Genomic DNA, 24,137 nt, shown 5'->3' on the forward strand with positions numbered 1-24,137 from the left:
GGGTGGGGGCGGCGGGGGGGGGGGCCGCCCCCCCGCGGCCGCGGCGGGGGGGGGGGGGGGGGGCGCCCGGGGGGGGGGGGGGGGGGGGGGGGGGGCCGGCCCCGCCCCCGCGCCTCCCGTCCGTCGGGTGGTCGCGTCAGGACGCGCCGGTCATGCCCGCACGTCTGCCGGAGCAGCGTCCGGCGAACCGGCTGCGTCGGCTTCGTCGAGCCCCGCACCCTTCGTCTCACGGACGAAGAACAGCGCGACCACGGTCACCACGGCGGCGAGCGTCAGGTAGAGCCCGACCCAGACGATCGTGCCGTCCGGCTGCCACAGCGCCAGGGCGATCGTCGGTGCGAGCGACGCCCCGAGGATCGACGCCACGTTGTAGGCGATCGCCGACCCGGTGTAGCGGACGTTCGTCGGGAAGAGCTCCGGCAGCAGGGCCCCCATCGGACCGAACGTCAGGCCCATGAGCGAGAGCCCCACGACCAGGAACGTGACGACGGTGATCGGCCCGGTCGACGCGGCGAACCAGAACTGGAACGTCAGGCCGAACAGGGCGATGCCGATCGTGGTGGGGATCAGCGTGCGTCGGCGGCCGTACCTGTCGGCGAGCCACCCGGCGATCGGGGTGAAGACGCCGAAGAACACGACGCCGATCATGAGCAGCGTGAGGAACTCGCCCCGGCTGTACCCGAGGCCGACCTTCGGCACCAGCGGGCCGGCCTCGGCGGCGGTGGTGCCGTAGGACAGCGTGAACGTCGTCATGAAGTAGAAGAGCACGTAGGTCGCGACCATGCCGAAGGTGCCGACGATCAGGGCCTTCCACGAGGTGCGGAACACCCGTCCGAGCGGCACCTTGGCGACCGAGCCGGACTCCTGCACGCCGCGGAACACCGTGGACTCGACGAGCTTGAACCGGACGTAGAGGCCGACGATCACGAGGACGGCCGAGAGCAGGAACGGGATGCGCCAGCCCCACGCCTGGAAGTCGGCGTTCGGGGTGCCGTCCGCACCGGCGGGCATCGCGGCGTTGATGGCGATGAACAGGCCGTTCGCGAGCAGGAAGCCGATCGGGGCGCCGAGCTGCGGCATCGACCCGAACACGCCGCGCTTGCCCTTCGGCGCGTTCTCGGTCGCGAGCAGCGCCGCGCCGGACCACTCGCCGCCGAGCCCGACGCCCTGGGCGAAGCGCATCACGGCGAGCAGGACCGGTGCCCAGATGCCGATCGACGCGAAGGTCGGCAGGCAGCCGATCAGGAACGTCGCCGTCCCCATCACGAGCAACGACGCGACGAGGGTGGCCTTGCGACCGACACGGTCGCCGAAGTGGCCGAAGACGATCGACCCCACCGGGCGGGCGAAGAACGCCAGGGCGAACGTGACGAAGGACGACAGCTGCGAGGCCGTCGGGTCCTCGTTGGGGAAGAACAGCGTGGGGAAGACGAGGACGGCGGCGGTCGCGTAGACGTAGAAGTCGTAGAACTCGATGGAGGTTCCGACGAGGCTGGCGATGATCACGCGGGAGCGCGGGTTGCCGGTGGCCTTCGTGTCGGTCGTGGCGGCGGGTGCCGGGGCGGTCATGTACGGGGACTCCGAGGGGAGCACTCACGAGGAGCGCGGCGGTGTACCGAGGCTGCGGACACCGGTCGGTCGCGCGGGGTGGCGCGGGCTCGGACCGGGTGCGTTCGGTGGGTGGTGGACCGCTCGTGACGGAACCCTCACCTTACGACACCCGTCGCGCAGCTGGAAATCGGCCGGGAGGCCCGTGGCAGCGTCCGCGCGCCGCGGAGCGTCCGTCAGCCGGCCACCGCCGTCAGCCGGCCATCCCCGTCAGCTGGTCGCGCCGGTCTCCAGGTGCGCGGGAAGCTGGTGGCCCATGCGGTCGCGCTTGGTGTCGAGGTACGCGGCGTTCTGCGCGACGACGCCGACCACGAGCGGGACCAGCGACGACACCGCGATGCCGTGCTCCTCGAGCTGCCGACGCTTCTCGGGGTTGTTCGAGAGCAGTCGGACGCGGGCGATGCCGAGGTCGGTGAGGATGCCCGCCGCACCGCCGTACTCGCGGGAGTCGGCCGGCAGTCCGAGCGCGAGGTTCGCGTCGAGCGTGTCGAGACCGTCCTCCTGCAGGCGGTAGGCCTTGAGCTTGTTGATCAGCCCGATGCCGCGTCCCTCCTGCCCGCGCAGGTAGATCACGACCCCGCCCTCGGTGGCGATGGTGTCGAGCGCGGCGTCGAGCTGCGGCCCGCACTCGCACTTCAGCGACCCGAACGCCTCGCCGGTCAGGCACTCCGAGTGCACGCGGACCAGGGCGTCGTCCCCGGGGGCCGATCCGTCGGGCAGCGCGGCGATGATCGCGACGTGCTCGGCGCTCGTGACGAGGTCGCGGTAGGCCCGCATCTCGAACGTGCCGTGGGTGGTCGGGACGGTGGTCGCGACCTCGAACTGCACCGGGCTGCCCGGGGTGGGGGAGGTGAGGGCGTCGGTCATGGGGTGCTCCGGTCGTTCTGTGCCTGGTCGGCGGTCCTGGTCGTCGCGGCCGTCGACGTCGCGTCGTCGGCACGGGCGGTCCGGGCGCGGTGGGGTCGAGCGCGGACCAGGAGGTCGGGTCCCAGGCTGGTGGTCGATGTGATGTCCAACGGGTGGCGGTCGCCGATGCTTCCCACGCCGACGTCACCGATCGCGACGCGCGGGCCACCGAGCAGCACGGGCGCGAGGTACACGAGCAGCTCGTCGACGAGGCCCGCGGCGACGAGCGCCGAGGCCACGGTGGGACCGCCCTCGACGAGGACGCTGTGCACGCCGTGGTCACGCAGGGTGCGCAGCGCGGCGGCGAGGTCGTGCCCCGGCAGGGCGAGCAGGCCGCGTGGGTGGCGTCGGACGGCCGCGTCGTCGGGTACCGGGCGGTCGCCGACGACGACGGGGAGCGGCTGGTCGGCGAGCAGTTCGCCGGCGTCGCCGCGTGCGGTGAGGCTCGGGTCGTCGGCGAGCACGGTGCCGGTGCCGACCAGGATCGCGTCGTGGGCGGCACGCTGCTCGTGCACGTGCTGTCGGGCTGCCGCGCCGGTGATCCACTTGCTCGTGCCGTCGGCGGCGGCCGCGCGACCGTCGAGGCTCGACGCCCACTTCACGGTCACCCACGGGCGCCCGGTGCGGACGGACAGCAGCCAGCGCTCGAGGAACGCCTCGGCCTCGTCGGCGAGGACGCCGCTGACGACCTCGACGCCGGACGTCCGCAGTCGCTCGGCCCCGCCGCTCGCCTGCTCACCCGGGTCGTCGACGGCGTAGACGACGCGGCCGACGCCGGCCTCGATCAGGGCGAGCGCGCAGGGGCCGGTGCGACCGACGTGGTTGCACGGCTCGAGCGTCACGACGGCGGTGGCGCCCCGCAGCTGTTCGGCGGGCACCTTCGCCATCGCGTCGACCTCGGCGTGCGGGGTCCCCGCGCCCTTGTGCCAGCCCTCGGCGAGGACGTCCCCGGCGGGGGAGAGGAGCACGGCACCGACGCGGGCGTGGTCACCGACGACCGGTCCGAGCGCGGCGAGCTCGAGGGCGCGGCGCATCGCCCGGAGTTCCTCGGGGCGGGCGCGCGGGTCGGACGGCGACATCACGCTCCGACACTACCGACGAGGCGTCGATGACGCGTCACCTTGCTGTCCCCTGTCAGCGAACGACGCCGCGGGCCAGGGCAGGTCGGACGCAGGGACGCCGTCCGCGCGACGGAGGCCGGTCCACGCGGTCGTCGGCCCGCCGTCCCGGTCCGGGATCCGGGCGGTCCCGGTGCCGGTGAACGAGAAGCCGCCGGCGCGGGCCACCGAGGCGGAGCCGACGTTGCCCTCGTAGCACTCCCAGTACACGTCGGGCGCCCCCTGGGAGAACGCCCACGCGACGACGAGCTCCACCGCCGCGTGCATCAGCCCCTCGCCACGGGCCGTCGGTGCGAGCCAGAAGCCGAGGTCGCGGTGCTCGGTGCGGAACGACACCACACCCTCGAGCCACGTCGACCCCGGGCGCCGGATGCCCCAGGTGTACTCGCGGTCGGACGCCCACCCCGGACCGACCAGCGCGTCGACGAAGGTCTGCGCGTCGCGGTCCGTGTACGGCGTCGGGACGGTCGTCCACCGCACGACCGACGGGTCCTGGCAGCCCCGCGTGATGGCCGCGGTGTCGGACCGGGTCGGCACCGTGAGGTGCACCCGGTCCGACGACAGCGTCACGGGGAGCATCGTCAGCCGCGCGAGCGGGGCACGAAGCCGATGCGGTCGTACACGCGGGCGAGCGTGGCCTGCGCGATGGACTCGGCACGCTCGGCGCCGACGGCGAGCAGCCGGTCGAGCTCCGCAGGGTCGTCGAGCAGTTCGAGCGTCCGGGCGCGCACGGGCTCGAGCTCGGCGACGACGGCGTCGGCCACGGCACCCTTGAGGTCGCCGTAGCCCTTGCCGACGAACTGTTCCTCGAGCGACGCGACCGGGGTCCGCGTGAACGCCGACAGGATCGCGAGCAGGTTGGTCACGCCGGGCTTCTCCTGGCGGTCGGCCCGGATCTCGCGCTCGGTGTCGGTGACGGCGGAGCGGATCTTCTTCGCGGTGCGCTTCGGGTCGTCGAGCAGGCGGATGAGGCCGTTGTCCGACGCGGCGGACTTGCTCATCTTGCTCGTCGGGTCCTGCAGGTCGTAGATGCGTGCGGTCTCGGTGCCGATCTGCGCCTTCGGGACGACGAAGGTGTCGCCGAAGCGGGAGTTGAACCGGGTCGCCAGGTCCCGCGTCAGCTCGACGTGCTGCCGCTGGTCGTCGCCGACCGGCACGACGGCGGTGTCGTAGAGCAGGATGTCCGCCGCCATGAGGATGGGGTACGTGAAGAGCCCGACCGAGGCCGCTTCGGTGCCCTGCCGTGCCGACTTGTCCTTGAACTGGGTCATCCGGCTCGCCTCGCCGAACCCCGTCAGGGTGTTCAGCACCCAGGCGAGTTCGGCGTGCGCCGGCACGTGCGACTGCACGAACAGGGTCGACTTCGTCGGGTCGATGCCGGAGGCGATGTACTGCGCCGCGGTCGCCCGGGTGCTCGCACGGAGCTCCGCGGGGTCCTGCGGGGAGGTGATCGCGTGCATGTCGACCACGCAGTAGATGGCGTCGTGGTCGTCCTGCAGGTCGCGCCACTGCATGAGCGCCCCGACGTAGTTGCCGAGGTGGAGGGATCCGGCCGACGGCTGGATGCCCGAGAAGATGCGCGTCTTGGTCATGAGGGTGTTCCTGTACTGCGTGGAGGGGAGGGGGTCAGAGCTCGTAGTCGACGACCACGGGTGCGTGGTCGGACCATCGCTGGTCGTACGCCGCAGCGCGGTCGACCGTGGAGCTCGTGACCTTCGCGGCGAGGTCGGGGGTGGCCACCTGGTAGTCGATGCGCCATCCGGAGTCGTTGTCGAACGCCTGCCCGCGCCACGACCACCACGTGTAGGGACCGTCGACGTCGCCGGCCTGCTCACGGCCGACGTCGACCCAGCCGAGACCCGGCGCGGTGGACCCGTCGGCGCCCTCGACCTGCTCGCCCTCGGCGCCGAAGAACCGCGAGAAGTAGGCGCGCTCCCGCGGCAGGAAGCCGGCGCGCTTGACGTTGCCCTTCCAGTTCTTGATGTCGCGCTGGTCGTGCCCGACGTTGAGGTCGCCGACGACGACCGCGAGCGGGTTGTGCTCGCGCAGCGCGGGGAGCCGCTCGGTCATCCCGTCGAGGAACTTCCACTTCTCGTCCTGCTTGGGGGTGTCGACCTCGCCCGAGTGGACGTAGCAGGACACCACCGTGACCGTGGTGCCGTCGAGCTCGTAGTCGGCCTCGATCCAGCGCCCGGCGGAGTCGAAGTCGGACGGCCCGAGCTCGACGCGGTGGACGTGCGCCCGGTGCCGCGAGGCGATCGCCACCCCCGCGCGGCCCTTCGCCGTCGCGGGGTCGTGCACGATGTCCCACTCGTCGCCGAGCAGCCCCGCCAGGTCGTCGGTCGAGGCACGGACCTCCTGCAGGGCGAGCACGTCGACGTCGCGGGTGGCGAGCCAGTCGCCCATGCCCTTCCGGAACGCGGCGCGGACGCCGTTCACGTTGACGGATGCGAGGCGCAGGCGTGTCATGCCGACCACCCTACCGACGCGGGCCGACGGCTCCGTCGCAGCCCGTCGCCGTGGGTCGCGACAGACGGACGGGAGGCACGGTGCCAGCTGGCACCGTGCCTCCCGTCCGTCACGTGGTCGCGTCGCGCGACCGACCTGCTCAGGCCGCGTCGTGGTCCGTCTGCAGGAACTCGACCAGGCTGTCGGCCGTCGTCTCGGCGTCGTCGCCGGTCACCGTGAGGGTGACCTCGTCGCCGTTCTCGATGCCCAGGCCGAGGAGCGCGAGGATGCTGCCCGCGTTGCCGGACTTGTCGCCCTTGGCGATCGTCACCTGGTGACCGGACGCGGTGACGGTCTGGACGAAGAGGGACGCGGGGCGGGCGTGCAGGCCGGACGCGCTGGCGACGGTGACGGTGCGGGTGGCTTCGGACATCGATGGACTCCTGTCGACGGGTGGTGCGCTCATGCTAGCGAGCGCGTGGTGGGCGGTCCCGGGGACCGGCGCCGGTCAGTCGCGACCGGGCCAGAGGACCTCGGTGCCGGCGGCCTCGACCTCGCGCACGAGGTCGGCGTTCACGCCGGGGTCGGTGATGATCGTGTCGATCGCGGCGAGCGGCGCGACGCGACCGAACTCCTCGCGGCCGAACTTGGTGTGGTCCGCGAGCAGGATGCTCCGGCGGGCGGACTTGATCATCGCGCTCTTCACGGCGGCCTCGGCCATGTTGTGGGTCGTCAGCCCGCGCTCGGGCGTGATGCCGTTGATGCTGATGAAGGCGACGTCGACGCTGACCATGCCGATGAGCTGGTGCGTCCACGTGCCGACGCCGGCGAGCGAGTCGCTGCGGATGTTGCCACCGAGCAGGTGCAGGTCGATGCCGGACCGGTTCGCGACGGCCATGGCGACCGGCAGCGAGTGGGTCACGACGGTGAGCCCGCGGTCGGTGGGGAGCATCTCGGCCAGGCAGATCGTCGAGGTCCCGGCGTCGATCATCACCGAGCCGTTCTCCGGCAGCTCGGCGAGGGCCGCCTCGGCGATGACCATCTTCTCGGCCTGGTTGATGCCGCCGCGGTCGCCGACGCCCGGGTGCAGGGTGATCCGCTCGACGGGGATCGCGCCACCGTGTGCACGACGGACGAGCCCACGGCGCTCCAGGCTGGTGAGGTCACGACGGATGGTCTCGGGCGTGACCTCGAGCAGCTCGGCGAGGTCCTTCACGTCGACCCGTCCCTGCGACCTGGCGCGCTCGACGATGCGCTGGTGGCGCTCTGGTGCGTACATGGACCTCGTCGTCTCGGTCGATCGGCCTGCTCGGAACAGAACGGGCATGCTCGGGCAGATCGGCGCCGGATCCGTCCGGATCGCTTCGTCCGCCAGACGCAAACGGGCATCTGTTTCTGCATTTTTATCCCCGGATGTGTTTGTTTGTCAACGCGGATCGGGGTAGTGTGCTGCCAAGCCGCACGGGCGTGGTCCGTTCGTGTCGCTGCGCACCGAACGAACCACCCCCACCGTGAGCGCGTGGAGATGAAGGAGTCTCGAATGTCCGAACTGCTCGGCACCGGCGTCGGCCGTGGCGTCGCCCACGGCCCCGTGCTCCGCATGGCGGACCCGCTCGGCGAACCCTCGAAGGACGCGCTGGCCGGCACGGCGGACGACGCGAAGCACGCCGTCGCCGAGGCGCTCGCGGCCGTGGCCGAGGACCTCAACAAGCGCGGACAGCTCGCCGGCGGCGACGCCCAGGCCGTGCTCGAGGCGCAGGCGCTCATGGCGCAGGACCCGACGCTCCTCGACGACGTGCACGCCCGCATCGACGGCGGCACCAATGCCGAGCGTGCGGTGTTCGAGGCGTTCGGCCAGTTCCGTGACCTCCTCGTCGGCATGGGCGGCTACATGGGGGAGCGCGCGGCCGACCTCGACGACGTGGCGCAGCGCATCATCGCAAAGCTCCGCGGTGTCCCCGCCCCGGGCGTCCCCGAGTCGGACACCCCCTTCGTCCTCGTCGCCCGTGACCTGGCGCCGGCCGACACCGCGCTGCTCGACCTCGACAAGGTGCTCGCCCTCGTCACCCGTGACGGCGGCCCGACCTCCCACACCGCGATCCTCGCCCGTGCCAAGGGCATCACCGCGATCGTCGGCGTCACCGGCGCCGACGACCTGTCCGACGGCACCCACGTCGTCGTGGACGCCGCGGCCGGCACCGTCGTCACCGACCCGTCCACCGAGCTCGTGGCCGACGTCGACCAGCGCATCGCGGACCGCCTCGCCGCCGCCGCCGCACCGCTGACCGCCGGTGCACTCGCCGACGGCCACACCGTCCCGCTGCTCGCGAACCTCGGCAGCCCCGCCGACGCCGCCGGCGCCGTTGCTCTCGGTGCGGAGGGCGTGGGGCTCTTCCGCACCGAGTTCCTCTTCCTCGACTCGCCGAAGGCGCCGACCGTCGAGCAGCAGACCGAGTCCTACCGCCAGCTGCTCGAGGCGTTCCCCGGCAAGAAGGTCGTCGTCCGCGCGCTCGACGCCGGCGCGGACAAGCCGCTGCCCTTCCTCACCGACAAGGACGAGGAGAACCCGGCACTCGGCCGTCGCGGACTGCGCGCGCTGCGGAACCACGAGGAGGTCCTCCGCGACCAGCTCACCGCGCTCGCCCAGGCCGACGCGGCGACCGAGGCCGACCTCTGGGTGATGGCACCGATGGTCGCCGACGCCGAGGAGACCGAGTACTTCGTCGACCTGGCCCGCGAGCTCGGCATCCGCACCGCCGGTGTCATGGCCGAGGTGCCCTCGCTCGCACTCATGGCCGAGCAGGTCTTCACGAACGCCGACTTCGTGTCGATCGGCACGAACGACCTGACCCAGTACACGATGGCCGCCGACCGCATGCTCGGCACCGTCGCGTCCTACCAGGACCCGTGGCACCCCGCCGTGCTGCGCCTCGTCGCACAGCTCGGTGCGGCCGGCGCCGACGCGGGCAAGGCCGTGGGCATCTGCGGCGAGGCCGCGGCCGACCCGCTGCTCGCCGTCGTGCTCGTCGGCCTCGGCGCCACCACCCTGTCCATGACCCCCGCGGCCCTGGCCGACGTGCGCGCCGAACTCGGCAAGCACTCGCTCGAGCAGGCCCGCGAGATGGCGAAGGCGGCACTCGCCGCGAGCACCGCGGCGGCGGCCAAGTCCGCCGCGGCTGCCGCGCACGCCGTCTGACCCGACCAGCTCCACCCCACGCAGCACCCGCACCACCGCAGCACCAGCACCACCGCAGCACCAGCACCACCCAGCACCCCTTCACACCGCAGCAGCACCCATCACAGAAAGCCAGGCACATGACAACGTCGTCCGTTGCAGCGCCCGACGCACCCGCGAAGTCGCGGGGCGGCGCACGCGTCGCCGTCCAGAAGTTCGGCACGTTCCTCTCCGGCATGGTGATGCCGAACATCGCGATCTTCATCGCGTGGGGCCTCATCACCGCCTTCTTCATCGAGACCGGGTGGACGCCCGTGGGCGTCCTCGGCGGTTTCGGTGAGACCGACGGCGTGGCCAACATCGGTCTCGTCGGCCCGATCCTGACCTACCTCATCCCGCTCGCGATCGCCTTCCAGGGCGGCCGGATGATCTACGAGACCCGCGGCGCCGTCGTCGGCTCGATCATGGCGATGGGTGTCATCATCGGCGCCAACGGCACGATCATGATCCTCGGCGCGATGATCTGCGGCCCGCTCGGCGCGTGGCTCATCAAGCAGATCGACAAGATCTGGGACGGCAAGATCAAGCCCGGCTTCGAGATGCTCGTGAACAACTACGCGGCCGGCATCCTCGGCTTCGTGCTCGCGCTCGTCGGCTTCTTCTGGCTCGCGCCGCTGTTCAAGCTCATCGCCGAGGGCCTCGGTGCCGCGGTGAAGTTCCTGGTCGACAGCTCGCTCCTGCCGCTCGCCAGCGTCATCATCGAGCCCGCCAAGGTCTTCTTCCTCAACAACGCGATCAACCACGGCGTGCTCGACCAGCTCGGTGCGCAGCAGGTCCAGGAGTCGGGCAAGAGCATCCTGTTCCTGCTCGAGGCGAACCCCGGCCCGGGTCTCGGCATCCTGCTCGCCTTCACCTTCTTCGGTGTCGGCATCGCCCGCTCGACCGCTCCCGGTGCGATCCTCATCCAGTTCTTCGGCGGCATCCACGAGATCTACTTCCCGTACGTGCTGCAGAAGCCGGTCCTGTTCCTCGCCGTCATCCTCGGCGGTGCGACCGGTGTCGCGACCAACGTCGCGTTCCAGTCCGGCCTGGTCGCCCCGGCTTCGCCCGGTTCGATCATCGCCGTCCTCACCGCCACGGCGAAGGACAGCTACGTCGGCGTCATCCTCTCGGTGATCCTGTCCGCGGCGGTCTCGTTCGCGGTGGCCTCGTTCTTCCTGCTCGCCAGCCGCAAGCGTGACCTGGCGAACAACGGTGGCGACATGAGCGCCGCGATGGCGAAGCTCCAGGCCAACAAGGGCCGCGACGTCAACGCCGCGACCTCGGGCCTGCTCGGCAACAACGCGCCGGCCAACGACGAGGAGGCCGAGGCCGCGCTCGGTGGCGTCGGTTCGGCGTCCACCGCGACGGCGACCCGGGTCGAGAGCGTCGTGTTCGCCTGCGATGCGGGCATGGGCTCGAGCGCCATGGGCGCCAGCGTCCTGCGCAACAAGGTCAAGAAGGCGGGCATCGAGGGCGTCACGGTCGTCAACAAGGCGATCGCGAACCTCGACGGCACCGAGGACCTGATCATCACGCAGGAGGAACTGACCGACCGTGCGAAGCAGAAGAACCCGAACGCACAGCACGTGTCGGTCGGCAACTTCATGAACGCGCCGCAGTACGACCAGGTCGTCGACCAGCTCAAGAACCAGTAACGAAGTGCAGAATCGGAGGGGACGGGTGCGAACCCGTCCCCTCCACCACGTCCGTCGAGAACAAGGAGAACCCCGATGCCCGTCCTGCAGGAGAGCCAGATCCGCATCCACACCGAGGACACCGCCCCGACCAAGTCGGAGGCGATGAAGGAGGCGGCCGAGATCCTCGAGGCTGCGGGCGCGGTCACGGCGGACTACTACCCGGCGATGCTCGAGCGTGAGAAGAGCGTCTCGACGTACATGGGGAACTTCCTCGCCATCCCGCACGGCACGAACGACGCCAAGGACGCCATCAAGTCCTCGGCCCTGTCGTTCATCCGCTACGCCACCCCGATCGACTGGGACGGCAACCCCGTGCGCTTCGTCGTCGGCATCGCCGGCGTGAACAACGAGCACCTCGACATCCTGTCGAAGATCGCGATCGTGTTCTCGGACGAGGACGAGGTCCAGAAGCTCACCGACGCGCCGGACACCGCCGCGATCCTGTCGATCCTCGGTGAGGTCAACGAGTGACCGGGACCGCCGTCCACTTCGGCGCCGGCAACATCGGGCGCGGCTTCGTCGGGCTCCTGCTCCACGAAGCTGGCTACGAGGTCGTCTTCGCGGACGTCGCCGCGCCGCTCATCGACGCCCTCGCCGCCGCCGACTCGTACACCGTGCACGAGGTCGGCCAGGGCGCACAGGACCACGAGGTCACCGGCTTCCGTGCCGTGAACAGCGCGCAGGACGAGGCCGGCGTGGTCGCCGAGGTCGCCGCCGCCGACATCGTGACCTGCGCCGTCGGGCCGACCGTCCTGAAGTTCATCGCCCCGGTCATCGCGAAGGCGCTCCAGCAGCGCGACGCCGGTGCCGCGCCCCTCGCCGTCATGGCGTGCGAGAACGCGATCAACGCGACCGACCGCCTGCGCGAGTTCATCGTCGAGGCGCTCCCGGCCGAGTCGCGCGACGAGGCCCTGGCCAAGGCCGTGTTCGCGAACACCGCCGTCGACCGGATCGTCCCGGCCCAGCCCGAGGGCGCCGGCCTCGACGTGACGGTCGAGACGTACTTCGAGTGGGCCATCGACCGAACGCCCTTCGGCGGGAACGAGCCGGAGATCCCCGGTGCGCACTACGTCGACGGGCTCGCCGCGTCGATCGAGCGCAAGCTCTTCACGGTGAACACCGGACACGCCACGGTCGCGTACCACGGCTTCCTCGCCGGCGCCGACAAGATCTCGGACGCGATCGCGATCCCGGCCGTGCGGTCGGAGCTCGAGTCGGTGCTCGCCGAGACGAGCGACCTGCTGGTGCGTCGTCACGAGCTCGACCCCGAGGTGCACCGCTCGTACGTGCAGGCGATCATCGGCCGCTTCGAGAACCCGCACCTGCCCGACACGGTCACCCGCGTCGGTCGGCAGCCGCTCCGCAAGCTGTCGCGTGACGAGCGCTTCGTCTCGCCCGCGGCCGCCCTCGCCGAGGACGGTACCGAGCCGACCGCGCTGCTCGACGCGATGGGCGCCGCGCTGCGCTTCGACGTCGCCGACGACGAGCAGAGCGTCGAGCTGCAGCAGCTGCTGCGTTCGGACCGCTCGGACGCCGACGTGGCGACGGAGATCACCGGGCTCGACGCGCAGCACCCGCTGCACGCGGCGTTCACCGACCGGGTGCGGTCGGCGCGCGGCTGACACGACGACACGACGCTCTGGAGGCGCGGTGCCGGCTGGCATCGCGCCTCCCGTGCGTCCAGCGACCGCCTCCCCGCGAGACGCCGCGCGTCCGACGGCCGCGCCGCCCGCGAGACGCCGCCGTCACGCTGTGGCGGCGCCCGGACCTGAGGGCAGGCCGGTCCCGGAGCGTAGCGTCCACCCCATGACGAAGCACTGGGTCACCCCCGAGTTCGGCGGCAGCGAGGTCCTCGAGTACGTCGACGTCGAGGTGCCCGCCCCCGGCACCGGCGAGGTCACGATCGACGTCCGTGCCGCCGGCATGAACCCCGCCGACACGAAGCACACCCGGCAGGGTGACCGGTCCGACCTGCCGATCGCGGTCGGGTACGAGGTGTCCGGCGTGATCAGCGCGGTCGGCCCCGGCACCGAGATCGCCTCGGGCGGGGGAGCGGTCGGCGACGAGGTCCTCGCCTTCCGGGTCGAGGGCGGCTGGGCCGAGCGCATCACCGTCCCGGCCGCGGACGTCTTCGCCAAGCCCGCGTCGCTCGACCACCCGCAGGCCGCGAACCTGCTGCTCGCCGGGACCACCGCCGCCGACATGATCCGGGTCACCCGTGCCGAGGGGCGCGACACGGTCCTGGTGCACGGCGCCTCCGGTGCGGTCGGGGTCGCCGTCCTGCAGCTCCTCCGCCAGCTCGGCACGCGCGTCATCGGCACCGCCTCGGAACGCAACGCCGAGACCGTCCGCCGCTTCGGGGGCGAGTGGGTCGCGTACGGTGACGGCCTGGAGGCGCGCGTCCGGGGCCTCGCACCCTCCGGTGTCGACGTGGCGCTGGACTGCGTCGGGACGGACGAGGCGGTCGACGTGTCGCTGGCACTCGTCGCCGACCGCTCCCGCATCGTGACCATCGCGGCCTTCGGCCGCGCGCAGCAGGACGGCTTCCCCGCGGTGGGCGGCTCGCAGCCGGAGAGCCAGGCCTTCCGGGACTCCGTGCGGCAGCGGCTGATCGACCTCGCCGCGGCGGGGGAGCTCGAGGTGCCGGTGGCCCGGACCTTCCCGCTGGCCGAGGCGAAGGCCGCGGCGGAGCTGCTCGAGTCGCAGCACCCGGGCGGCAAGCTCGCGCTGATCCCGTGAGCGCACTCGGGTCTGGTTGACTCGACGGGTACGTCGCACGACCGAACACCACGAGGGGGATCACGTGAGCGACCAACGACCGACCGATCGACCGGGACCGACGGGCCCACCGGCGGAACCGCAGTACCAGCAGCCGCAGTACCAGCAGACGCAGTACGACCAGCCGCCGCAGTTCCGACCGCAGGGCCAGGCGCTGTTCGAGCGTTCGGCGCCGGTGGGACCGGACGGGCGCCCTCCGCTCTGGGCACCCTGGTACGGCATCGGCTTCGTCCAGGCGTACGCGCGCTACTGGAGGAAGTACGTCCGCTTCGACGGGCGTGCGAGCCGCAGCGAGTTCTGGTGGGTGTACCTCTGGAACGTCGCGATCTCCGTCGTGCTGGGCGCGATCTGGGGCATCGGGTTCGCGCAGTCCGGCCGCGAGACGTACGTGACGCCGTCCGGGGTCGAGACGGTCGTCAGCGAGCCGTCCGCGCTGTTCTTCATCATGGGGTACGTGGGGACCCTGTGGATGCTCGTGATCGTCCTGCCCTCGATCGCCCTGGCGTGGCGACGCCTGCACGACGCGAACCTGGCGGGCCCGTTCTTCTTCCTCGGCCTGGTCCCGTTCTTCGGCGGGATCGCGCTCCTCGTCTTCACCCTGCTCGACTCCAAGCCCGCAGGCGCCCGCTTCGACCGACCGGAGGGATCGCGGTGACGAACGGCGAGCAGCACGACCGGAACCCTGAGCAGCCGCAGCCGCAGCCGCAGCCGCAGCCGCAGCAGCCGCAGCAGCCGTACGGCCAGCCGCAGCCGTACGGCCAGCAGCAGCCGTACGGCCAGCCCTACCCCCAACACCAGCAGCAGCCGTACGGCCAGCCGTACCCGCAGTACCAGCAGCAGGCGCCGATCCCGACGGACGCCAGTGGCGCCCCGCCGCTCTGGGCGCCCTGGTACGGCGCCGGGTTCCTCGACGCCTTCGTCCGGTTCTGGAAGAAGTACGCCCGGTTCGACGGACGCGCGAGCCGCAGTGAGTTCTGGTGGTGGTACCTGGCGAACGCGATCGTGGTGACGGTCCTGTTCAGCGCGTACATCGCCTCGATCCTCGTCTGGGCGGCCGGTGCCACCACGACGGACGAGTACGGCACCACGACCTCGACCGGCGGCTTCCCGGCGGTCGCGCTCCTGTTCGCCGGGCTGCTCGGGCTGTGGGGACTCGCGACGTTCGTCCCGTCCCTCGCGCTCGGCTGGCGCCGCGTGCACGACGCCGGTCTCGCCGGCCCCTTCTGGCTGGTCTCCTTCGCGGCCGGGGTCGCCGGCATCGTGTTCGGGTGCCTGGAGTCGAGCCCCGCCGGTGCGCAGTACGACCGACCGGAGGCGCCCGGCCCGCAGGTCTGAGCGCCCGGACACGACGAAGCGGCCCACCCCGGCAGGGGTGGGCCGCTTCGTCACGTCAGGGGGGTGGGCAGAGGGTCAGACCACCCGGAGACGGACCAGCGAACCGTCCACGACGAGGTCGCGCACCGTGACGGACGGGTCGGCCGTCGCGAACCGGAGCGCGCCTCCCGGCTGGTCGAACCAGGGCTGCACGAACGTGACCGTGACCATGAAGGGGCGGTCGACGACGTAGCGGTGCACCTCGGGTGCCGCCGCGACGTGCGGGGGCAGCGACCGCTGGGGGAGCGGGGTGTCGAGCGGGTGCAGCAGGTAGCCGTCGGGGCCGCCGACGCGGTCGACGGGGACGCCGGCCGGGATCTGGATGGTGAGCCCCTGCGGGCCGGCCTGGCCGACCTGCTGCGCGAGCTGCGGGTACGTCGACGCAGCACGGTCACGCAGCCCGTCGAGCTCGTGCCGGGGGATGTCCCGCGGTGTCGGGAAGGCGCGGTTCAGGAAGCGGCGGAGCATCTCGACGGCGTCGTCCTCACCACGTGCGGTGGCGAGTCGGCGAGCGGTGCCGTAGTCGACGACCTCGAGCGCGAAGTCGCCGTGCGCCTCGGCCGGGACGACCCGGAGGGCACCCTCGACCGGGGGCTCGCCGAGCGTCTCACCGGGGAGCTGCACGTAGCGGATCGTGTAGCCGAGCTGGTCCAGGATGGGGCGGGTCTCCGCGAACGTCATGGGCGCGAGCCTACCGGCCGGTTCCATGCCGTTCGCCGAGACTCCGCCGTGGCCCCGGTGGGTCGACGTCTCACACGCCGCCGCGCATGATCGCCTGCTTGACCTCGGAGATCGCCTTGGTCACCTGGATGCCGCGCGGGCAGGCGTCGGTGCAGTTGAAGGTGGTGCGGCACCGCCACACGCCCTCCTTGTCGTTGAGGATGTCGAGGCGCACGTTCGCCGAGTCGTCGCGCGAGTCGAAGATGAAGCGGTGTGCGTTGACGATCGCCGCCGGGCCGAAGTACTGCCCGTCGGTCCAGAACACGGGGCACGACGAGGTGCACGCGGCGCAGAGGATGCACTTCGTGGTGTCGTCGAACCGGGCGCGGTCGGCGACGGACTGCACGCGCTCCTTGCCCTTCTCCGGCTTGCTCGAGGCCTGCAGGAACGGCTGGACCTCGCGGTAGGACTGGAAGAACGGCTCCATGTCCACGACCAGGTCCTTCTCGAGGGGCAGGCCCTTGATCGCCTCGACGTAGATGGGCTTCGACACGTCGAGGTCCTTGATCAGGGTCTTGCACGCGAGCCGGTTGCGCCCGTTGATGCGCATCGCGTCCGAGCCGCACACGCCGTGCGCGCAGGACCGACGGAACGTGAGCGAGCCGTCCTGCTCCCACTTGATCTGGTGCAGGGCGTCGAGGATGCGGTCCGTGGGCAGCATCATCACGTCGAAGTCCTGCCAGCGCGGCTCGTCGTCGACGTCCGGGTCGAACCGGCGGACGATGATCGTGACGGGGAACGATCCGGGAGGAGCGCTCTGCACGGTGTCGGTGCGCGGGCTGTCGGAGACCAGGGTGTCGGTCATCAGTACTTCCTCTCCATCGGCTCGTACCGCGTCACGACGACGGGCTTCCAGTCGAGTGTGATGTGGTCGTCGGCGAGTGACGAGTGCGGGTCGCCCGTCAGGTACGCCATGGTGTGCTGCATGTAGTTCTCGTCGTCGCGCTTCGGGTAGTCGTCGCGCATGTGGCCGCCGCGGCTCTCCTTGCGGTTCCGCGCGGAGAACACGACCACCTCGGCCAGGTCGAGCAGGAACCCGAGTTCGACGGCTTCGAGCAGGTCGGTGTTGAAGCGCTTGCCCTTGTCCTGCACGGCGATGTTCAGGTACCGCTCGCGGAGCTGGTGGATCGTCTCGGTCATCTTGCCGAGCGACTCGTCGGTGCGGAACACCTGCGCGTTCTTGTCCATCTCGTCCTGCAGTTCCTTGCGGAGGACGGCGATGCGCTCGGTCCCGGTCGAGGCGCGGAGCTGGTCGAGCATCCCGCGGACGCCGGCGGCCGGGTCCTCGGGCAGGGGGAGGAACTCGGCGGTCTGCACCCACTCGGCCGCGTTGTTGCCCGAGCGCTTGCCGAAGACGTTGATGTCGAGCAGCGAGTTGGTGCCGAGGCGGTTCGAGCCGTGCACGGACACGCAGGCGCACTCGCCGGCGGCGTACAGGCCGGGCACGACCGTGGTGTTGTCGTAGAGCACCTCGGCGTTGGTGTTCGTCGGGATGCCGCCCATCGCGTAGTGCGCGGTCGGCATCACGGGCACCGGCTCGACGACCGGGTCGACACCGAGGTAGGTGCGGGCGAACTCGGTGATGTCCGGCAGCTTCGTCTCGAGCACCTCGGCACCGAGGTGGGTGCAGTCGAGGAGGACGTAGTCCTTGTTCGGACCGGCACCGCGCCCCTCGGCCACTTCCTGCACCATGCACCGGGCGACGATGTCGCGGGGCGCGAGGTCCTTGATGGTCGGGGCGTACCGCTCCATGAAGCGCTCGCCCGAGGCGTTGCGGAGGATCGCGCCCTCGCCGCGGGCACCCTCGGTGAGCAGGATGCCGAGGCCGGCGAGGCCGGTCGGGTGGAACTGGAAGAACTCCATGTCCTCGAGCGGCAGACCCTGGCGCCAGACGATGCCGACGCCGTCACCGGTCAGGGTGTGGGCGTTCGAGGTCGTCTTGTACATCTTGCCGAAGCCGCCGGTCGCGAAGATCACGGCCTTGGCGTGGAAGACGTGCAGTTCACCGGTCGCGAGCTCGAAGGCGACGACGCCGGCGGGCTGCTGGCGGGTGACCCCGTCGTCGCCGACGACGTCGACCATGACGAGGTCCAGCGCGTAGAACTCGTTGTGGAACTCGACGCCGAGCTTGACGCAGTTCTGGAACAGCGTCTGCAGGATCATGTGGCCCGTGCGGTCGGCCGCGTAGCAGGCCCGGCGGACGGGGGCCTTGCCGTGGTCACGCGTGTGCCCACCGAAGCGCCGCTGGTCGATCTTGCCCTCGGGCGTGCGGTTGAACGGCAGGCCCATGTTCTCGAGGTCGATGACGGCGTCGATCGCCTCCTTCGCCAGGATCTCGGCGGCGTCCTGGTCGACCAGGTAGTCACCGCCCTTGATCGTGTCGAAGGTGTGCCACTCCCACGAGTCCTCCTCGACGTTGGCCAGGGCCGCAGCCATGCCGCCCTGGGCCGCACCGGTGTGCGAGCGCGTCGGGTAGAGCTTCGAGATGACGGCCGTCTTCGCCTTCGGGCCGGCTTCGATGGCGGCACGCATGCCGGCACCGCCCGCGCCGATGATGACGATGTCGTGCTGGTGGTGGTGGACGGTGGTCTCGCTCACTGGGGCCTTTCGGGGTGGGTCAGCGCGCCGGCGGGGAGGTCGCGGCGTGCGCGTGGGTCTACGGCGCGGTGCTCGTGGCCGAGCCGTGCTGCTACTGCGCGGGGCAGAACGACGGCAGGTCGGCAGCGGCGGCGCCCGCCGGGCACGGGTCGAACGTCCAGCAGACGAGCAGGCCGAGCACGACCAGCGCGACGCACGCGATGAGCACCGCGAGCAGCAGGGTCTTCCGGATGCCGGGCTTCGCGACGTAGTCGTTGATGATCGTCCGCATGCCGTTCGAGCCGTGCACGAGGGCGAGGACGAGCATCAGGGAGTCCCAGACCTGCCAGAAGGGGTTCGCCCACTTGCCGGCGACGAAGGCGAAGTCGATCTGCTTCACGCCCTCGCCGGCGACCATGTTGACGAAGAGGTGGCCGAAGATCAGCACGACGAGCAGGACGCCCGAAGCGCGCATGTAGATCCACCCCCACTTCTCCCAGTTGGTGGTGCGGCGGGCGGCTGCGGCCGAACGAGGCGGCTCGACGATCTGCGTGGTCATGTCCGTGGGTCCCTTCGCCTACTGGAAGTCCGCGACGAGGTTCATGAGCTGACGGGGCAGGAAGCCCGCGATCAGGACGGCCCACACGACCAGGACGATCCAGAACATGGCGCGCTGGTACTTCGGCCCCTTCGACCAGAAGTCGACCAGGATGATCCGCAGCCCGTTCAGCGCGTGGAAGACGATCGCCATCACGAGCGCGATCTCACCGATGTTCATAATCGGCGTCTTGTAGGTGCCGATCACGGCGTTGTACGCCTCGGGGGACAGGCGCACCAGCGCGGTGTCGAGGATGTGCACGAGCAGGAAGAAGTAGATCGCGACACCGGTGATGCGGTGCAGCACCCAGGACCACATCCCCGTGGACCCGCGGTACAGCGTTCCTTCGAGCTTCCGGGACGCACGGGGCGCCTCGATCGTCACTCTCGGTTCGACGATCGTCGTCCCGCCTGCGGTCTGCTCGGCCATGAGCGAGTCCTCCCATAGGACGGGCTCGTCCGATCGGCGAGCCCTTGCCGTTCGTGTTCGTGTGGAACACGTCCCATCCTATGCGCGTGCGCTGACACTCTCGTCCCACCCGACACGGAGGGTCCGGGACAGGGTCGGCGGAGCCCCGATCGTGCGGGCGGTGTCGTGGTGTGCGAGGAGCTGGTCGCCGACGGCCTCCCACGTGGTGCCCTCGACCCGGAGACGCCCGGCCGAGCCCATCCGTGCGGCCGCCGCCGGGTCCGTCACGAGCCCGAGCACGGCGTGACGGAGCGCCTGGGGCACGTCCGGGTCGTACAGCTCGCCGTCGAGGCCGGGCGCGACGAGGTCGATCGGGCCCCCGGACGCCGGCGCGACGACCGGCAGGCCGCTCGCGTGGGCCTCCTGCAGGGTCTGCCCGAAGGTCTCGGCCGGCCCCGTGTGCACGAAGACGTCGAGCATCGCGTAGGCGTCGGCCAGGGCGTCGCCGCGCAGGGGTCCCGTGAACGTGACGTCGAGGTGTCGCAGCCGACGCTCGAGGGACGCACGCGACGGCCCGCCGCCGGCGACGACCAGCCGGATGCCCGGGACGCCGCCGAGCTCGGCGAGCCGCTCGACCTCCTTCTCGGGTGCGAGCCGACCGACGTAGCCGACGATGGTCTCGCCACCCGGCGCGATCCGCCGCCGCGCCGCACGGACGTGCGCGGAGCGTCGCCGGTCCGGGTTGAACAGGTCGGTGTCGACACCGCGGCCCCAGCGGGCGACGCGGGGCACGCCGTCCTCGGCGAGCATCGCCGCGGTCGCGCTGGACGGGGCGAGCGTCAGCGACGCCCCCGCGTGGATGCGGCCCAGGATCCTCCTGACCAACGGGACGGTCGCGGTCAGGCCGTTGCGGCGGGCGAACCCGGCCACGTCGGTCTGGAAGACGGCGACGGAGGGGATGCCGAGCCTCCCGGCCGCCGTGATCGCGCGACCGCCCAGCAGGAACGGGCTCGCCGCGTGCAGCACGTCGGCGCCGGAGGCGGCGAGGATCGTGTCGAGCACGGGGTGGGGGAGCGCGACCGGGAACTGCCGGTAGGCCACGGCGGGCACCCGGTGCACGTCGAATGACCGGTAGCGCTCGATCCGGGTCCCCGAGCGGAACCGGGCGAGACCGGGCGTGTCCGGGGCGATGACGACCGCGCGGTGGCCGCGGCGCTCCAGGTGGTCGAGGACCGCCAGGACGCTGGTGGTCACGCCGTTCAGGGTGGGCAGGAAGCTCTCGGTCACGACGGCGACGGTCCGCTGGGACGTGCCGCGCTCCACGCTGCGTGCGCTCATGGTGCTGTCCATGGTCCGCGCGCGCCGTGACCGGCCGGGGCGGCGCGGGTGAACGGGCGGCGCGCAGCCGGTGAACTCGCGCTGCGCTGCGAGCCGGTCGGGAGGCGCGGGGCACGGCCGTCCCGTCGGCGGCGGCCCGTCCCGGTGCGAGCGGCCGCTGCGGGCACCCGCAGGAGCGGTGCGATGGTCGTCCGGGTGGCGTCCAGGTCACGTCCGGCGACACCGGTACGGTGAGCGGGTGGCAGACGCACTCGAGGACTTCTACGCGATCATCCCGGCCGGCGGCATCGGTTCCCGCCTCTGGCCGCTCTCGCGCGCCGACGCGCCCAAGTTCCTGCACGACCTGACCGGCTCCGGCGCGTCGCTCCTGCGGCAGACCTGGGACCGGCTCGCACCGCTCGCCGGAGAGCAGCGGATCATGGTCGTGACCGGGCGGGCGCACCGAGCAGCCGTCGAGGCGCAGCTGCCCGGCGTGGCCGACCACAACGTCGTGCTCGAGAGCGAGCCGAAGGACTCGACCGCGGCCATCGGGCTCGCCGCCGCCATCCTGCGCCGCCGTGAGCCGGACGTGGTCATCGGCTCGTTCGCGGCTGACCACGTCATCGGTGACGCCCGGGGCTTCCGCCGCTCGGTGCGCGAAGCCGTCGCCGCCGCACGCGCCGGGTACGTGACGACCATCGGCATCACCCCGACCGAGCCGGCGATCGGCTTCGGCTACATCCACGCCGACGGCGCCGCGCTCCCGGTCGAGGGTGCGTCGACGGTGCACGCGGTGAAGTCGTTCGTCGAGAAGCCCGACCTCGACACCGCCCGCGGGTACCTGGAGGACGGCTCGTACCTCTGGAACGCCGGCATGTTCATCGCGCGGGCCGACGTGCTGCTCGCCGAGATCGGTCGCACGAAGCCCGAGCTGCTCGCCGGCATCGAGGAGCTCGCCGCGGCGTGGGACACCTCCTCGCGCGGCGCGGTCGTCGACGCGATCTGGCCGGGGCTCGAGAAGATCGCCATCGACTACACCGTGGCCGAGCCCGCCGCCGCCGCGGGGCGCATGGCCGTCGTGCCCGGCGACTTCGACTGGGACGACGTCGGCGACTTCGCCTCGCTCGCGAAGCTGCAGTCCGGCGGGCGGGCGAACAACCTCGCCGTGCTCGGCGACGGCGCGCGGATCCTCGCCGACTCGTCGAGCGGCATCGTCGTGGCGCACAGCCAGCGGCTCATCTCGCTCATCGGGGTCGAGGACATCGTCGTCGTCGACACCCCGGACGCGCTGCTCGTCACCACGAGCGCGAACGCGCAGCGGGTCAAGGGCGTGGTGGACGCACTGAAGCTGAGCGGTCGGGGGGACGTGCTCTGACGGTCCGCCGACCTGGTGTACGGTGATGTTCCGGTCGCGGGGGCCGGGCTGACTCGGGGGAGTGCTGATGGGGGACATCCAGTTCGAGACTTCGGATGCGAGTGCGCTCGCACGTGTCGCGCGACGAGCCGCTGACACGTTGCGAGGGCAGGCCGGTCCGCGGTCGGGCGCCGTCGCATCCGCGCTCGACGACGCTGCTGGCTCGTACGCCGACCGGTTCCGTGAGGCGGCCGTGGTCGAGGCCGAGGACCGGGCACGACTGGCGGGCGTGCTGGTCGACCTCGCCGACCAGATCGACGCCGCGGTCGCTGCTGCGGAGCGCGAACGGGAGCGCCAGCGTGACCACGCCGACTGGAAGGCGCGTGACGCCGAGCGGAAACGGGCGGCGTCCGTGGCCGAGGCCTTCGCCGGTTCCGCAGGACGATCGGTCGTCGACGCACTGGAGCGCTTCACCGATCCCGAGCCGGCGACCGAACCCGAGCCGAGGCCGGAGGTCGACGCCGAGTTCCGCGGTCGGGAGCGTGCGCGCTACGGCGACGGAGCGAGCCGTGGCAGGAGTTCTGCCGATCCGAGCGCGCTCCGGGCCTTCGTGACGACGACCTCGGGACTGGACACGACCGCGTCGGCCGAGTCCGAGCGCGTGCGATCGGCGTGGTCCTCCTTCCGGTCCTCCTGCGCCTGGGTCACGGTCGACCGCGCGAGCATGCCGGCGGGTTTCGCGCGCTACGTGCGCGAGAACGACGAGGACCGGAGCTGGATCGGCAGGATCGCCGACGCCTTCGAGGCCGCCGGCGGCAGTGGGTCGCTGTCGAACGCGGCTCTCGACATCGCGGCGACCGGACAGGCGGCGCCTGCCCTCCAACGGCTGTTCGCGGAGCACCTGACGCCGACGGCGGTCGCGGAGCGTTGGGCTGCGCTCGGGCTGACGACGGCCGACGCCAGCGTGTTCGACGGTTTCCCGACGGACGTGCTCGCGCGACTCGGGAACCTCGAGGGTGTCCCGTACTGGGCGCGGAGTACGGCGAACGCCCTCGTGCTGAACCAGCGACTGGTCGACGTGGAGCGCCAGATCGAGCAGCTGGAGCGGACGGTCGCATCGGCGGGTGACGGCTCACGGGTGTTGGCGCGGGAACTGACGGCGCTGTACGCGGACCGCAAGGCCCTCCGGAACGTCAATGCTGCCTTGACGAAGAAGGGTTCCGACGGCAAGCGCTTCCTCATCGCACTCACCGACGATCGACCGCCGCTCGCTGCTGTCTCGATCGGCGATCTCGATCGTGCTGATTCGGTGACCTGGGCTGTCCCAGGCATGAACACGACGTCCGCGGACATGACGATGTGGTCGAGAGGCGCCCAGAACATCTACCAGGAGCAAGCCCGTCGCCCGGGATCGCCGTCGCACGCGGTCGTCGCGTGGGTCGGCTACGAGACCCCAGACGAGAAGGACGTGCTGTTCATGGGCAAGGCGAAGAAGGGCGGCGGACAGTTGGCTGACGCGCTCCGGGGACTCGACGCGGTCCGTGCGGGCCAGATGCCTGAGACGAACGTCGTGGCGCACTCGTACGGCACGACGACCGCGGCCGTCGCCCTCGCAGAGCAGGGTGTCCACGTCGATCGCTTCGTCGCTCTGGGCTCGGCCGGGCTTCCGGATCACCTGCGCTCGATCACCGACATCCACGCCGACCACGTCTACGCAGCACGGGCGAAGGACGCGCCGACCGGCAAGGAAGGTCTGGGGGACGAATGGGCCGAGTTCGGCCGTGAACAGAGTTACGCGCACCACGTGGACCCGACACGCGACATCTTCGGCGTGGACGTGTTCGGAGTGGACGGCGCGACGGCTGCGGACGGGACGGACCTCGCACCGGTTCTCCATCACGATCCGTTGAGGAGTGACCTTCGGGGGTACCTCGACCGAGGTACCGAGAGCCTGCGCAACGTGGGACTCGCGACCACGGGCCGCGATGCCGAGCTCACACCGGCGTCATCAGGATGA

Annotated in this window: 22 protein-coding genes and 1 pseudogene; 9 read left to right on the forward strand and 14 right to left on the reverse strand. The window is 71.4% G+C overall.

The window, feature by feature from the left end; translation table 11 throughout:
* Positions 1-150: 150 nt before the first annotated feature.
* The 8 genes and pseudogenes from ACIQFY_RS07305 to ACIQFY_RS07340 all read right to left on the reverse strand — a co-directional run bounded on the left by ACIQFY_RS07305 (position 151) and on the right by ACIQFY_RS07340 (position 7,359).
* The gene (locus tag ACIQFY_RS07305) at positions 151-1,569 is read right to left on the reverse strand and encodes an MFS transporter (RefSeq protein ID WP_400339061.1); all 1,419 of its coding nucleotides are present in this window, start codon (positions 1,567-1,569) and stop codon (positions 151-153) included.
* A 249-nt stretch (positions 1,570-1,818) separates the two neighbouring features.
* Positions 1,819-2,442: pseudogene (gene ribA / locus ACIQFY_RS07310) on the reverse strand (GTP cyclohydrolase II); the annotation flags it as partial.
* Between the two features lie 29 nt (positions 2,443-2,471).
* A complete protein-coding gene (gene ribD, locus ACIQFY_RS07315; RefSeq protein WP_081984948.1) occupies positions 2,472-3,593 on the reverse strand; it encodes a bifunctional diaminohydroxyphosphoribosylaminopyrimidine deaminase/5-amino-6-(5-phosphoribosylamino)uracil reductase RibD in 1,122 nt (373 codons plus the stop codon).
* A gap of 12 nt (positions 3,594-3,605) precedes the next feature.
* Entirely contained in the window at positions 3,606-4,202 is a 597-nt protein-coding gene (locus ACIQFY_RS07320; protein ID WP_251155520.1) for a GNAT family N-acetyltransferase, read from the reverse strand.
* Between the two features lie 11 nt (positions 4,203-4,213).
* The gene (gene trpS, locus ACIQFY_RS07325; protein ID WP_400339064.1) at positions 4,214-5,224 is read right to left on the reverse strand and encodes a tryptophan--tRNA ligase; all 1,011 of its coding nucleotides are present in this window, start codon (positions 5,222-5,224) and stop codon (positions 4,214-4,216) included.
* Positions 5,225-5,258: 34 nt separating this feature from the next.
* Positions 5,259-6,101 carry an exodeoxyribonuclease III gene (locus ACIQFY_RS07330; RefSeq protein WP_209685117.1) on the reverse strand — a complete coding sequence of 281 codons (843 nt, stop codon included), beginning with the start codon at positions 6,099-6,101 and terminating at the stop codon, positions 5,259-5,261.
* 139 nt (positions 6,102-6,240) lie between these two features.
* Positions 6,241-6,513, reverse strand: coding sequence for an HPr family phosphocarrier protein (locus tag ACIQFY_RS07335; protein WP_066655121.1), 273 nt, complete (start codon positions 6,511-6,513; stop codon positions 6,241-6,243).
* 75 nt (positions 6,514-6,588) lie between these two features.
* On the reverse strand, positions 6,589-7,359 hold the full coding sequence (locus ACIQFY_RS07340) for a DeoR/GlpR family DNA-binding transcription regulator (protein WP_058728882.1): 771 nt from the start codon (positions 7,357-7,359) through the stop codon (positions 6,589-6,591).
* A 261-nt stretch (positions 7,360-7,620) separates the two neighbouring features.
* Here ACIQFY_RS07340 and ptsP point away from each other — a divergent pair, with 261 nt between their 5' ends.
* The 7 genes from ptsP (at position 7,621) to ACIQFY_RS07375 (ending at position 15,107) form a co-directional block, all read left to right on the forward strand.
* Complete coding sequence (gene ptsP / locus ACIQFY_RS07345; protein WP_400339069.1) at positions 7,621-9,276, forward strand: phosphoenolpyruvate--protein phosphotransferase; 1,656 nt, start codon at positions 7,621-7,623, stop codon at positions 9,274-9,276.
* Positions 9,277-9,395: 119 nt separating this feature from the next.
* Positions 9,396-10,952, forward strand: coding sequence for a PTS mannitol transporter subunit IICB (locus ACIQFY_RS07350; protein WP_066655119.1), 1,557 nt, complete (start codon positions 9,396-9,398; stop codon positions 10,950-10,952).
* 75 nt (positions 10,953-11,027) lie between these two features.
* Complete coding sequence (locus ACIQFY_RS07355; protein WP_022907882.1) at positions 11,028-11,465, forward strand: PTS sugar transporter subunit IIA; 438 nt, start codon at positions 11,028-11,030, stop codon at positions 11,463-11,465.
* Positions 11,462-12,616: a mannitol-1-phosphate 5-dehydrogenase gene (locus tag ACIQFY_RS07360; RefSeq protein WP_251159547.1), complete on the forward strand. Its 1,155-nt coding sequence runs from the start codon at positions 11,462-11,464 to the stop codon at positions 12,614-12,616. The genes ACIQFY_RS07355 and ACIQFY_RS07360 overlap by 4 nt, the downstream gene beginning before the upstream one ends.
* Positions 12,617-12,800: 184 nt before the next feature.
* Complete coding sequence (locus ACIQFY_RS07365; protein ID WP_400339072.1) at positions 12,801-13,733, forward strand: NADP-dependent oxidoreductase; 933 nt, start codon at positions 12,801-12,803, stop codon at positions 13,731-13,733.
* Between the two features lie 64 nt (positions 13,734-13,797).
* Positions 13,798-14,427, forward strand: a complete 630-nt coding sequence (locus ACIQFY_RS07370) for a DUF805 domain-containing protein (protein WP_400339074.1) — start codon at positions 13,798-13,800, stop codon at positions 14,425-14,427.
* Entirely contained in the window at positions 14,424-15,107 is a 684-nt protein-coding gene (locus ACIQFY_RS07375; protein WP_400339077.1) for a DUF805 domain-containing protein, read from the forward strand. The genes ACIQFY_RS07370 and ACIQFY_RS07375 overlap by 4 nt, the downstream gene beginning before the upstream one ends.
* 75 nt (positions 15,108-15,182) lie before the next feature.
* Here ACIQFY_RS07375 and ACIQFY_RS07380 read toward each other — a convergent pair whose 3' ends face one another.
* From ACIQFY_RS07380 to ACIQFY_RS07405, 6 genes are all read right to left on the reverse strand, one after another.
* Positions 15,183-15,827, reverse strand: a complete 645-nt coding sequence (locus ACIQFY_RS07380; protein ID WP_400339079.1) for a glycohydrolase toxin TNT-related protein — start codon at positions 15,825-15,827, stop codon at positions 15,183-15,185.
* Positions 15,828-15,897: 70 nt separating this feature from the next.
* On the reverse strand, positions 15,898-16,671 hold the full coding sequence (locus ACIQFY_RS07385; RefSeq protein ID WP_066655113.1) for a succinate dehydrogenase iron-sulfur subunit: 774 nt from the start codon (positions 16,669-16,671) through the stop codon (positions 15,898-15,900).
* Positions 16,671-18,464: a succinate dehydrogenase flavoprotein subunit gene (gene sdhA / locus ACIQFY_RS07390; RefSeq protein WP_066655109.1), complete on the reverse strand. Its 1,794-nt coding sequence runs from the start codon at positions 18,462-18,464 to the stop codon at positions 16,671-16,673. Before sdhA ends, ACIQFY_RS07385 begins: the two co-directional genes overlap by 1 nt.
* Before the next feature lie 91 nt (positions 18,465-18,555).
* Positions 18,556-19,002: a succinate dehydrogenase, hydrophobic membrane anchor protein gene (gene sdhD, locus ACIQFY_RS07395; RefSeq protein WP_066655106.1), complete on the reverse strand. Its 447-nt coding sequence runs from the start codon at positions 19,000-19,002 to the stop codon at positions 18,556-18,558.
* Positions 19,003-19,020: 18 nt separating this feature from the next.
* Positions 19,021-19,470 carry a succinate dehydrogenase, cytochrome b556 subunit gene (sdhC, locus tag ACIQFY_RS07400; protein WP_209685124.1) on the reverse strand — a complete coding sequence of 150 codons (450 nt, stop codon included), beginning with the start codon at positions 19,468-19,470 and terminating at the stop codon, positions 19,021-19,023.
* Between the two features lie 78 nt (positions 19,471-19,548).
* On the reverse strand, positions 19,549-20,787 hold the full coding sequence (locus ACIQFY_RS07405) for a glycosyltransferase family 4 protein (protein ID WP_400339083.1): 1,239 nt from the start codon (positions 20,785-20,787) through the stop codon (positions 19,549-19,551).
* Between the two features lie 238 nt (positions 20,788-21,025).
* On the opposite strand from ACIQFY_RS07405, the gene ACIQFY_RS07410 reads away from it, so the two are divergent.
* Together ACIQFY_RS07410 and ACIQFY_RS07415 are read left to right on the forward strand one after the other, a co-directional pair.
* Positions 21,026-22,141, forward strand: a complete 1,116-nt coding sequence (locus ACIQFY_RS07410; protein ID WP_066655104.1) for a mannose-1-phosphate guanylyltransferase — start codon at positions 21,026-21,028, stop codon at positions 22,139-22,141.
* A gap of 67 nt (positions 22,142-22,208) precedes the next feature.
* Positions 22,209-24,137, forward strand: coding sequence for an alpha/beta hydrolase (locus ACIQFY_RS07415; protein ID WP_400339086.1), 1,929 nt, complete (start codon positions 22,209-22,211; stop codon positions 24,135-24,137).

Origin of the sequence: Curtobacterium sp. NPDC092190, assembly GCF_044755625.1 — a bacterium.
Classification (GTDB): Bacteria; Actinomycetota; Actinomycetes; order Actinomycetales; family Microbacteriaceae; genus Curtobacterium.